At 73.1% G+C, this 11,407-nt stretch carries 11 protein-coding genes; 1 reads left to right on the top strand and 10 read right to left on the bottom strand.

What is annotated here, in order from left to right; all coding sequences use genetic code 11:
* Positions 1–74: 74 nt before the first annotated feature.
* The 7 genes from pheT to infC all read right to left on the bottom strand — a co-directional run bounded on the left by pheT (position 75) and on the right by infC (position 7,497).
* Positions 75–2,603, bottom strand: coding sequence for a phenylalanine--tRNA ligase subunit beta (gene pheT, locus HW130_RS33005; RefSeq protein ID WP_177153458.1), 2,529 nt, complete (start codon positions 2,601–2,603; stop codon positions 75–77).
* Complete coding sequence (gene pheS, locus HW130_RS33000) at positions 2,603–3,724, bottom strand: phenylalanine--tRNA ligase subunit alpha (RefSeq protein ID WP_177153457.1); 1,122 nt, start codon at positions 3,722–3,724, stop codon at positions 2,603–2,605. The genes pheT and pheS overlap by 1 nt, the downstream gene beginning before the upstream one ends.
* Positions 3,725–3,860: 136 nt before the next feature.
* Positions 3,861–4,994 carry an ATP-binding protein gene (locus tag HW130_RS32995; protein ID WP_177153456.1) on the bottom strand — a complete coding sequence of 378 codons (1,134 nt, stop codon included), beginning with the start codon at positions 4,992–4,994 and terminating at the stop codon, positions 3,861–3,863.
* A gap of 96 nt (positions 4,995–5,090) precedes the next feature.
* Complete coding sequence (locus HW130_RS32990; RefSeq protein WP_177153455.1) at positions 5,091–5,939, bottom strand: RNA methyltransferase; 849 nt, start codon at positions 5,937–5,939, stop codon at positions 5,091–5,093.
* Positions 5,940–6,052: 113 nt separating this feature from the next.
* Complete coding sequence (rplT, locus tag HW130_RS32985; protein ID WP_004002577.1) at positions 6,053–6,436, bottom strand: 50S ribosomal protein L20; 384 nt, start codon at positions 6,434–6,436, stop codon at positions 6,053–6,055.
* Between the two features lie 103 nt (positions 6,437–6,539).
* Positions 6,540–6,734 carry a 50S ribosomal protein L35 gene (rpmI, locus tag HW130_RS32980; protein WP_018848956.1) on the bottom strand — a complete coding sequence of 65 codons (195 nt, stop codon included), beginning with the start codon at positions 6,732–6,734 and terminating at the stop codon, positions 6,540–6,542.
* Positions 6,735–6,855: 121 nt separating this feature from the next.
* Positions 6,856–7,497, bottom strand: coding sequence for a translation initiation factor IF-3 (infC, locus tag HW130_RS32975; protein ID WP_177153454.1), 642 nt, complete (start codon positions 7,495–7,497; stop codon positions 6,856–6,858).
* A 351-nt stretch (positions 7,498–7,848) separates the two neighbouring features.
* Between infC and HW130_RS32970 the strand changes: the two genes are divergently transcribed.
* Positions 7,849–8,226, top strand: coding sequence for a DUF1844 domain-containing protein (locus HW130_RS32970; protein WP_177153453.1), 378 nt, complete (start codon positions 7,849–7,851; stop codon positions 8,224–8,226).
* A 13-nt stretch (positions 8,227–8,239) separates the two neighbouring features.
* Here HW130_RS32970 and HW130_RS32965 read toward each other — a convergent pair whose 3' ends face one another.
* The 3 genes from HW130_RS32965 to HW130_RS32955 all read right to left on the bottom strand — a co-directional run bounded on the left by HW130_RS32965 (position 8,240) and on the right by HW130_RS32955 (position 11,131).
* Complete coding sequence (locus HW130_RS32965) at positions 8,240–8,974, bottom strand: SseB family protein (RefSeq protein WP_177153452.1); 735 nt, start codon at positions 8,972–8,974, stop codon at positions 8,240–8,242.
* 118 nt (positions 8,975–9,092) lie between these two features.
* Positions 9,093–10,280 (bottom strand): type VII secretion-associated serine protease mycosin, encoded by a 1,188-nt coding sequence (gene mycP / locus HW130_RS32960; protein WP_177153451.1) that lies wholly within the window; start codon positions 10,278–10,280, stop codon positions 9,093–9,095.
* Positions 10,277–11,131, bottom strand: coding sequence for a hypothetical protein (locus HW130_RS32955; protein WP_177153459.1), 855 nt, complete (start codon positions 11,129–11,131; stop codon positions 10,277–10,279). The genes mycP and HW130_RS32955 overlap by 4 nt, the downstream gene beginning before the upstream one ends.
* Positions 11,132–11,407: the final 276 nt, after the last annotated feature.

Raw genomic sequence — 11,407 nt, 5'->3', positions numbered from 1 at the left:
GGCGCCGGGTCGGGGCCGGGCGGACGCACGACGGGGCCCGGGGGCAGCGCCCCCGGGCCCCGGATCCTCAGGCGTCACGCGCCCCGCAGTACCGCTCCCGTGCGCTCGGCCGCCAGCGACACCGCCGCATCCCGTGCGGCCGACGCCTCGTCGACCGTCAGGGTGCGGTCGGGCGCGCGGAACCGCAGCGCGTACGCCAGCGACTTGCGGCCCTCGCCGATCTGCTCGCCGGTGAACACGTCGAACAGCCGGACCGCCTCCAGCAGTTCGCCCGCGCCCTCGCGCAGCGCCGCCTCCACGTCCGCCGCGGGCACGTCGTCCGCGACGACGAGCGCCACGTCCTGCGTGGCCACCGGGAAGGTGGAGATGCTCGGGGCCTGCACGACACCCGTCGCCGCGCCCTCGACCCGGTCCAGGTCCAGCTCCATCGCGCAGGTGCGCTCCGGCAGGCCCAGGGACTTCAGCACGCGCGGGTGCAGCTCGCCGGCGAAGCCGACGGTGTGCTCCTCGCCGTCCACGGCGACCGAGAGGACGGCGCAGCGTCCCGGGTGCCAGGGACCGTACTGGCCCTTGCGGACGATGAGTTCGACACCTGCCTCGGCCGCCACGGTCCGGGCGGCCTCGACGGCGTCCGCCCAGCCCGCCGGGCGGCCCTTGCCCCACCAGCCGGCCTGCTCACGGGCGCCGGACAGCACGACCGCCGCATGACGCGGCTGGTGCGGCAGCGCCGCGTTCAGCTCGGCGATCTGCTCGTCGGTCGGACGGCGGTCGACGGGCAGCTGGACCGCCCGCCGTTCGTGGCCGGTCGGCCGGAAGACCAGTCCGGTCTCGAAGAGCGCCAGGTCGTGGCTGCCCCTGCCGTCGTTGCGGCGCAGTGCGCCGAGCAGACCCGGCAGCAGCGTGGTGCGCAGCGCCGGCTCCTCGTCGGAGAGGGGGTTGACGAGCTTGACGACACTGCGGCACGGGTCGTCCGCGTCGAGGCCGAGCTGGTCGAAGACCTGCTCGGAGACGAACGGGTAGTTCGGCGCCTCGACGTACCCGGCACCGGCCAGCGCCCGGCCGACCCGGCGGTGCAGCCGCTGCCGGGCGGTGAGGCCGCGGCCGGACGGCGGCGTGGGCAGCGTGGAGGGCAGGTTCTCGTAGCCCTCGAGCCGGATGACCTCCTCGGCGAGGTCGTTCGGGTGGGCGAGGTCGGGGCGCCACGACGGGACGGTGACGACGAGCTCGTCCTGGCCCAGGACGTCGCAGCCGACCTCCTGGAGGCGGCGCACCACGGTCTCGCGCCCGTACGCGACGCCTGCCACCCGGTCGGGGTGGTCGGCCGGCATCGTGACGGTGCGCGGGGCGGCGGCCGCGGTGATCTGGGTGACGCCGGCCTCGGCGGTGCCGCCCGCGAGCAGCACCAGCAGGTCGACGGTCCGCTGCGCGGCGGCGGCCGCGGCCTGCGGGTCGACGCCGCGCTCGAAGCGCTTGGACGCCTCGGAGGACAGCTTGTGGCGGCGCGCCGTGCGGGCGATGGCGATCGGGTCGAAGTGCGCTGCCTCGATCACGACCTCGGTCGTGCCGCTGATCCGGCCGGTCTCCGGGTCGGGCTGGGCGTCCGCGATCTCGGTGTCGGCCCCGCCCATGACGCCCGCGAGGCCGATGGGGCCGCGGTTGTCGGTGATGACGAGGTCCTCGGCGTCGAGGACGCGCTTGGTGCCGTCGAGGGTGGTGAGCTGCTCGCCGGGCTGGGCTCGGCGCACCCCGATCGGCCCGTCGACACGGGAGCGGTCGTAGGCGTGGAGCGGCTGGCCGAGCTCGAGCATCACGTAGTTGGTGATGTCGACGGCGAGCGAGATCGGGCGCATCCCGGCCTTCTGCAGCCGGCGCTGCAGCCAGATCGGGGAGCGGGCCTCGGGCTCCAGGCCGACGACGGTGCGCGCGGTGAAGCGGTCGCAGCCGACGGGGTCGGAGACCTGGACCTCGTAGCCGTAGGAGTTGGGCGCGGGCACGTCGAGCAGCGCCGGGTCACGCAGCGGCAGCCCGTAGGCGATGGCCGCCTCGCGGGCGACACCGCGCATCGACAGGCAGTAGCCGCGGTCCGGGGTGACGGCGATGTCGAGGACCTCGTCGACGAGCTCGAGGAGCTCGATCGCGTCGGTTCCGACCTCGTGCTCGGGCGGCAGCACGATGATGCCCCCGCTGCCGTCGTCGCCCATGCCGAGCTCGTCGCCGGAGCAGATCATGCCGTGGGACGTCCTGCCGTACGTCTTACGGGCGGAGATCGCGAAGTCGCCGGGCAGCACCGCGCCCGGCAGGACCACGACGACCTTGTCGCCGACGGAGAAATTCCGCGCGCCGCAGACGATCTCCTGCGGCTCACCCGTGCCATTGGCCTGGCCGACGTCGACGGTGCAGAAGCGGATCGGCTTCTTGAAGCCGTCGAGCTCCTCGATGGTCAGGACCTGGCCGACGACGAGGGGGCCCTTGAGCCCGGTGCCGAGCTGCTCGACGGTCTCGACCTCGAGGCCGGCGGAGATGAGCTTGGTCTGGACGTCACGGCCGGTCTCCGTCGCCGGCAGGTCGACGTACTCCCGCAGCCAAGAAAGCGGGACCCGCATCAGATCTCCATCCCGAACGGCCGGGTGAACCGGACGTCACCCTCGACCATGTCTCGCATGTCTTCGACGTTGTGGCGGAACATCAGCATCCGCTCGATGCCGAACCCGAAGGCGAATCCGCTGTACTTCTGGGGGTCGACACCGCAGGCGATGAGCACCTTCGGGTTGACCATGCCGCAGCCCCCGAGCTCGATCCAGCCCTCGCTGGAGCAGGTGCGGCAGGGCCGGTCCGGGTTGCCGACGGACTCGCCGCGGCACACGTAGCACACCATGTCCATCTCGGCGGACGGCTCGGTGAACGGGAAGAAGTTCGGCCGCAGCCGGGTCTTCATGCCCTCGCCGAACAGCGCCTGGACCATGTGGTCGAGAGTGCCCTTGAGGTCGGCCATGGTCAGGCCCTCGTCGACGGCCAGCAGCTCGACCTGGTGGAACACCGGGGTGTGCGTGGCGTCCAGCTCGTCGGTGCGGTAGACGCGGCCGGGGCAGATCACGTAGACCGGCGGCTCGCGGTCCAGCATCGACCGGACCTGGACGGGCGAGGTGTGCGTGCGCAGCACGACGCCGGAGTCCGAGGTGCCGTCGGCGTCGGCGACGAAGAAGGTGTCGTGCTCTCCGCGGGCGGGATGGTCGGCGGCGATGTTGAGCGCGTCGAAATTGAGCCACTCGGTCTCGACCTCGGGACCTTCGGCCACCTCGTAGCCCATGGCCACGAAGACGTCCTCGATGCGCTCCATGAGCGTGGTCAGCGGGTGGCGGGCACCTGCCGGGACACGGTCGTAGGGCAGCGTGACGTCGACGGACTCCTCGACGAGCACCCGGGCGTCCCGCTCGGCCTCCAGCTCGGCCTGGCGCGCGGCCAGCGCCTTGCTGACGGCGCCGCGGGCCTGGCCCACGCGCTTGCCGGCCTCGGCCTTGGCCTGCGGCGGCAGTGCGCCGATCTCGCGGTTGGCGAGGGAGAGCGGCGAGGTGCCACCGGTGTGCGCGGTCTTCGCGTGGGCGAGCGCTTCGAGGTCGGCGGCGGCGGCGAAGGCGGCGAGCGCCTCGTCCCGCATGCGCTCGATCTCTTCCGGTTTCAGTGCCTCGACCTCAACAGGGTCGTACGACTTATTGGGTGCGGACATCTCTTCCCGTACTTCCGAATGGGCTGGCTGGGGACCCCGCACGTCGACCAGGGACGACCGAGGACGCAAAGGTGCCAAAGGCCGAGTCTAACGGGGTGCGGGGATGCGGATGAGCCCGTGGGCTGCCCGGCGGCCTCTACAGGAGGTGGGCCGGAGTGCCGACGGGCAGGATAAATCGGAACTCGGCGCCGCCGCCGGGTCCCCGGCCGACGGTGATCGTCCCGCCGTGCGCCTCGACGATGCCCTTGACGATGTAGAGGCCCAGCCCGGTGCCGCCGCGCTTGCTCCCCCGCCAGAAGCGGGTGAAGACACGGCCCATCGACTCCTCGGGGATGCCGGGACCCTCGTCGCTCACGGTGACTGCCGTGCCCTTCTCGTCGTTCTTCGCCGGTGCCGGCGCCACCTCGATCGTGACGGTTCCCTCGCCGTGGCGCACCGCATTTTCCAGCAGGTTGGCGAGGACCTGGTCGATCTTGTCGGGGTCGGCCCACAGATCCGGCAGCCCCGGCCGGATACGGACGAGGAACCGGTCGGGCGCCTGGCCGGCGGCTGTGTGCGCCTGGACATGGCGGGTGACGGCGGCGGCGATGTCGACGGGCTGGCGCCGGATCTCGAGCCGGCCGGAGTCGATGCGGGATATGTCGAGGAGCTCGGCGATGAGGCGGGTGACCCGGCCCGCGTCGGCGTCGACGGTCTCCAGCATCAGCCGCTTCTGGTCGTCGGTGAACCTCTCCCACTTGGCGAGCAGGGTCGCCGTGAAACCTTTGACGGAGGTCAGCGGGGAGCGCAGCTCGTGGGCGACGGTGGCGATCAGTTCGGCGTGGCTGCGTTCGGTACGGCGCCGGGCCTCGGTGCCGCGGAGGCTGACGACGAGCCGGCGCAGCGGCCCGGTGGGCACGTCGCGCACGTAACGGGCGGACACGAGGATCTCGCGGCCGCCGGGGAGCAGCAGGTTGCGCTCGGGCTGGCCGACCCGGGTGGGGAGTCCGCCGTAGGGATCGGTCAGCGTCCACCAGCGGCGGCCCTTGAGGTCCTCCAGCGGCAGTGCGCGCTCCAGCGGGGCGCCGATGGCGTCGGCCTTGGACACGGCGGTGATGCGCACGGCGGCCTCGTTGAAGCAGACGACGAGGCCGGTCTCGTCCGCGACGACCAGCCCGTCGGGGAGGTCGTCGGGGTCGATGACGGCCACGGCCCCGGACACCTCGGGACCGCCGGTGCGGCACAGGGCGGCCTCCGTTGTCCGGTTCGGCCTGCTGGTCCCGACGGTCATGTCCCCGTACCCCACCTCTCCGCTGCCGAGTGGGCCCCGAGCCCGTCACCCTACTAGCTGAACGTGACGTGACGGACCCCCTGAGCGAGTACTCCCTCAGCGGGCGGCGCCCCGCGCCCCGGCCCGCTGGGCGCGCGCCGAGGCATACAGACATACGGCGGCGGCGGTGGCCAGGTTCAGACTCTCGGCCTTGCCGTGGATGGGGACGCGTACGACGGCGTCGGCGAGGGCTCGTGTCTCCTCCGGCAGGCCCCATGCCTCGTTGCCGAAGATCCAGGCGGTGGGCCCGCCCATGGTCCCGGCGTCGAGCTCGTCGTCGAGGTCGTCGTCGCCCGCGCCGTCGGCGGCGAGTACGCGCACGCCGGCCTCCTTCAGGCCCCGGACGGCCTGTTCCACGGGGACGCCCACGGCGACCGGCAGGTGGAAGTGCGACCCGACCGACGCGCGTACGGACTTGGGGTTGTAGAGGTCGACGGAGGCGTCCGTGAGGACGACGGCGTCGGCGCCCGCGGCGTCGGCGCAGCGCAGCACGGTGCCCGCGTTGCCCGGGTCCCGTACGTGGGCGAGGACGGCGACGAGCCTGGGCCGGGCGGCGAGGATGTCCTCGAACGGCGAGTCCAGGAAGCGGCACACCCCGACGAGCCCCTGCGGGGTGACGGTCTGGGACACCTCGGCGAGCACGGTGTCGGCGGCGTGGTGCACGCGGGCGCCCGCGGCGCGGGCGGCGTCGACGATGTCGGCGTACCGCTCGGCCGCCTCCACGGTGGTGAACAGCTCGACGAGGGTCGGTTCGCCGCCGGGGCCCCGGTGGGCGACGGCCTCACGGACGGCCTGCGGCCCCTCGGCGATGAACAGCCGGTCCTTCCCCCGGAAGTTCCGCTTGGCGAGCCGCCGGGCGGCGGCGACCCGCGGGGAACGCGGGGAGATCAGCTCGGGGGTGGGCATGGGCGCCTGGGGCTCTCTTCCTCGGTCGGCTGGGGGTCGGTCGCGGGGCTGGGTCAAACACACCGGACCCGCAGGCCCAGGGGCCTGCGGGTCCGGTCGGCTCGGTGCGGCCGTCAGGCAGCCTTGGGCGCGTTGACGTCGCTCGGCAGCGCCTTCTGGGCGACCTCGACCAGCGCGGCGAACGCGCCTGCGTCGTTGACCGCAAGCTCGGCCAGGATCTTGCGGTCCACCTCGACGTTGGCGGCCTTCAGACCCTGGATGAAGCGGTTGTAGGTGATGCCGTTGGCGCGGGCAGCGGCGTTGATGCGCTGGATCCACAGCTGACGGAAGTCGCCCTTGCGCTTCTTGCGGTCGTTGTAGTTGTAGACCAGAGAGTGGGTGACCTGCTCCTTGGCCTTGCGGTACAGGCGCGAACGCTGGCCGCGGTAACCGCTGGCCTGCTCGAGGATCGCCCGGCGCTTCTTGTGGGCGTTGACTGCCCGCTTGACGCGTGCCACTTGTTAACTCCTTGTAGCGGGGCCGTGGTGCGTGATCACACGGCCCGGAAACGAATAGGTCCCGGTCCCGGCGTCCCGTCCCCTGCGTCGGGGACGGAGGACGTCACTTGCCGAGAAGCTTCTTGATCTTCGCGGCGTCGCCCGGGGCCATCTCGGCGTTGCCGGTGAGGCGGCGCGTCAGACGGGACGACTTGTGCTCGAGCAGGTGGCGCTTGCCGGCGCGCTCACGGAGCACCTTGCCGGAGCCGGTGATCTTGAAGCGCTTCTTGGCACCGCTGTGCGTCTTGTTCTTCGGCATCGCGCCGTATCTCCTCATCAGTGGCGCTCCCCCGGTGCGGGCACCGGACTGCGGGAGCGTCAGATCTTCGTTGTGGGTTCCGGGCGGGACCGGGGGCCGCCTGTCCGGCTGGCCCCGCGGGTCACCCCTCGGAGGCTGTGTCGGCCGAGGCGTCGGCGTCCTGCGAGCCCTGGCGCTCCGCCTTGCGTGCCGCCTGGGCCTCACGCGCCTCGGCCATGGCCTCGGTCTTCTTCTTGTGCGGGCCGAGAACCATGATCATGTTCCGGCCGTCCTGCTTCGGGTTCGACTCGATGAAGCCGAGGTCCTCGACGTCCGCCGCGAGACGCTGCAGAAGACGGAAGCCAAGTTCGGGGCGGGACTGCTCACGACCACGGAACATGATCGTGATCTTGACCTTGTCGCCCTGCTTGAGGAACCGGACGACGTGACCCTTCTTGGTGTCGTAGTCGTGCGGGTCGATCTTCGGCCGGAGCTTCATCTCCTTGATGACCGTGTGCGCCTGGTTCTTGCGCGCCTCACGGGCCTTCATGGCCGACTCGTACTTGAACTTCCCGTAGTCCATGAGCTTGCACACGGGCGGACGGGCGTTCGCCGCGACCTCGACCAGGTCGAGGTCGTACTCCTGCGCAAGCTCCAGGGCCTTGGCAAGCGGAACAATCCCGACCTGCTCGCCGCTGGGACCGACAAGTCGCACCTCGGGAACGCGAATCCGGTCGTTGATGCGGGGCTCGGCGCTGATGGATCCTCCTAAGTAGCACCACACGACCGCCTGGCAGACAGCCGCGTAACGTCTGTTTCGTCAGACCAACCGCGCCGGAACACGAAAAATGCCCCGGACGGGACACAGGCGGCTGCTCCATGAATACCGGAGCACCGCCGCGGTGGACCGCGGGGCGCACATCGGGCGACTCCATCGTCCGTACGGAACGATGGGCGCCGCCTGACCGGTGACCCGCCGCCCGGAGGGCGGCCAGGTGGGAGATCGGAGCCTCCACTTGTGGGCTGGGCACGCAGGTGTCCAGCCGGTCGTCACACAAGGTTAGCAGCTCCCGGGCGATGCGGCTAACCGGTGGCCGCGGCGGTGACCTGCGCGGCGGGGCATATCGTGTGCGTCATGAGTGACGCGACCTCCCCCCAAGAGCCCTCCGCCCAGGAGGCCCCCGACTTCGACGCCATGACCCGCGACATCGCCGAGGTCCCCGCGGTCGAGGTGATCGTCACGGTCGCCGTCAACCTGATGAGCGCCGCCGCCGTCAAGCTCGGTCTGACCGAGGACGGCGATGACCACAAGGACCTCGACGAGGCCCGCAAGCTGGTGCACGCGCTGGCCGGTCTGCTCGACGCGAGCACGACCGAGATCAGCTCCTTCCACGCGGCTCCGCTGCGCGACGGACTGAAGTCGCTGCAGCTCGCGTTCCGCGAGGCGTCGCTGGTGCCGGACGAGCCGGGCCAGGGACCGGGCGAGAAGTACACCGGCCCGGTCCACGGCTGACCTGTTCGGAGACCTACTCCCTGACGTAGAAGGGCCCGCCCGGAGGGGTGGCCCCGGCCGGCAGCAGTGCCAGGTCGAGGCCCCGCACCAGGCGGGCCCTCAGTACGTCGTCGGCCGCCAGCGCCTCGGCGACACGTCGCCCCGCCTCGGCCGGGACCGCGTCCGGCGCGAGGACGAGCGCGAGGGTGCCGTCCGCGTCGCGGCCGGGCCCCAGGTGCGCGCGCAGGACGGCGGGCTCGGCGGCCAGCCTGTCGCGCACGGCGGCGGTGACGGCCGGATCGGCGAGGGGCTCGGTGCTGGTGCGGCCCTCGGCGAGGGCGAGCAGGGCGTGTCCGGTCAGCTGATACGGGACCGGGCCGGCCAGGTCGATGACGAGCGTGTCCGCCTTCTCGTGCGCCGCGGCCTGGAGCGCCTGGTGCAGCGGGACGGCCACGGGGCGGGCCTCGGGGTCCCACAGGGCGAGCGAGGCGATCGAGGTGAACGCGGGCAGCGCACGGCGATCACCGGCCGTCAGGGTGGGCACGGCCATGTCGCTGGTCTTCTCGCGGCGCAGCCCGTTCTCGTCCTCCTCGACCTCGCCGAGGACGGCGACGACGGGGACGAGGAGCCGTGCGCTCCTGAGCGCCTCCAGCACGGGCCGTTCGGCGGTGCGGTCCTCGGCCCAGGCGGCGAGCGCCGCCTGAAGGGCGGGGTCGGCGGTGCCGTCGTCGTCGGAGAAACCGGGGTCCGGGATGTTCTTGAGCGCCACGCGTCGAGCGTAACGTCCTGCTCGTGACCGCCGGCGCGCGCCTCTCGTCAGGACGGGGCCGCGGGTTGCGGCGTCCCGCTCGCGGGTTGCGCGGCCGCGTCGACGGTCCCGGCTCGCGTCAGACGGAGCCGCCGTGGCCCCGGCGGCCTCCTCTCCAGAGCACGACGGCCGCGGCGAGGGTCAGTACGCCGAGGCCGCCGGCCACGGGGGCGAGCCAGCCTGCCGGTTCGACGCCGTCCTCCTCCGGGTCGGGGCCCCGGCCGAAGTACGGCTCGTCGTAGCCGGACGCGGCCGCCCTCAGGTCGCCGGGCCGCAGCCGCGCACCTTCGGCGATCGCCGCTGCCGGATCGACGAACCCGTAGCCCCGGGAGTCGTCGCGGCCGCCCTCGGGGGCGTTGCGGGCCGTGTCGCGCAGGAGCTTCTTGATCTGGGCCGGTGTGAGGTCCGGGTGGGCGGACCGGACGAGGGCGACGGCGCCCGAGACGAAGGCCGCGGCGGCGCTGGTCCCCCAGCCCTGGTAGTACTTCCGGTCCGGGTCGGCGAGCACGATGTCGACGCCGGGGGCGCTGACCGTGGCGTACCAGCGGCGGGTGGAGAAGGAGGCGTGCGTCCCGAAACGGTTGACCGCCGTCACCGCGATCACGCCCGGGTAGGCGGCGGGGTAGGAGATGTGGTCGCCCTTCTCGCCGCCGTTGCCCGCGGAGGCGACGACGACGGCGCCCTTGGAGAGGGCGTACTGGACGGCGGCGTCCTCGCCCGCCTCGGGGTGGGCCGACTCGCTGTCGTCGCCGAGCGAGAGGTTGATGACGTCGGCACCTTGGTCGGCCGCCCAGCGGATGCCCTGGGCGAGGGCCGTGCCACGTGACTTGCGTGCCCGGTCACGCGCCTTGTCGCCGCCTTCGAGGATGACGCGGACGGGCAGGATCTTCGCCTCCGGGGCGATGCCCATCACGCCGGCCTCCTGGCCCGGGCCGTGCCCGTGGGCGGCGATGATGCCCGCCATCGCGGTGCCGTGACGGGCCCAGGGGCGGTCGCCGCGCCGGGCGCCGAAGCCGATGAAGTCCTTGCCGGGCAGCACGGATCCGGCGAGGTCCGGGTGCTGGTCGTCGACGCCCGTGTCCAGGACGGCGACCGTGATGCCCTCGCCCCTGGTCGTCTGCCAGGCCTGGTCGGTGTGGAGGGCGTCCAGGCTCCACTGCTGGGCGCGGATCGCGTCGGCGTGCGCGGGCGTCGCGGCGGGCAGCACGGAGAAGGCCGCGGCGACGAGTGCGGCGCTGAGGCGGTGGCGGCGCGGGTGGAGGCTCATTCGGTCTCCTCCGTGGCACGGCCGACGGCGATCCGCAGGCCCCGTTCGATGCGGTCGGCGATGCCGGCGGCGTCGTGGCCGAGCCCGGACTGCGCGGGGGCGGTCGTCGCGCCGTCCGCCTTGGCCTCGTCGGCGGGCTGCGGGTCGGGGACGGGGCGGCCGTCGGCGAAACCGGAGACGGCGTAGACGACGACGGGCGCCTCGGTCACGACGTCGACGGTCCAGCTGGCACGCTGCTCGTCGCCGAATCCGGCCGCGACCGTGCCCTTGGCCGGCAGCGTGCGGGGCATCAGATCGGTGCGCTCGCCGAGCCCTTCGGTGGCGAACCGGTTGTGCAGCGCGAGCATGCCGTCCCGCTCGGCCTCGGTGAAGACGAGACCGACCGTGGTGACGCTGCTCGCGGTGGCGTCGGTGTACGTGGCACGCACGACACGGGCGCAGCCGACCGGCTCCAGCGTCTTGACGAGCAGCGGGTCGAGCGTGGGTGCGCAGCCGCTGTCCGGGGCGACGGCGATCCGCGTCCAGACGCGGTCGGCCCCGCCGGGTCCGGCACCGTTGCCCTTGAGAGTGGGTGGGAACAGCTTGTCCACGGGGACGCTGTGCCACATGGAGCGCACCTTCGCGTAGGTGTCGCGCTCGGCGGTGTCGGCGCTGGAGTCGCCGGTGAGCCACAGGCCGGTCACGGCGCCGCCGATCAGCCCGAGCCCGAGGACTACGCAGGTGACGGCGCCGACCGTCCGCGCGGGGTGCCGGGTGCGTACGGGCCGCAGCCGCGTGGTCAGTTCGGTGGGGGCCTCGGGCGGGGCCCAGTGGTTGGCGGGCGGCCGGGGTGCACCGGGCCGCGGCGTCATGTCGACGTGTCCCACGGGCCTTCGCCGCGGCACGGGCGGCACGACCGGCGGCTGCGCCGCGGGGGCGGGTACCCGTCGGGGTCCGGGCGCCGGGGCGGTGGGACGCAGGCGGGTGGTGGTCTCCTCCGGGATGCTCCCGTCCCCCGGCGGGGCCCAGGGAGCAGCGGCGGTCGCGGGCGGCGTGGGGCGCTCGGGGGACACGGCGGGGCGGGGCGGGCTCGTCCGGGGCCTGTCCGGGGCGGACGCGGGCGGCGGGGTCGCCGGGCCGGCGGCAGG

The organism is Streptomyces sp. PKU-EA00015 (assembly GCF_013387495.1).
Lineage (GTDB): Bacteria > Actinomycetota > Actinomycetes > Streptomycetales > Streptomycetaceae > Streptomyces.
This window is presented reverse-complemented; position numbering and strand designations above follow the sequence as displayed.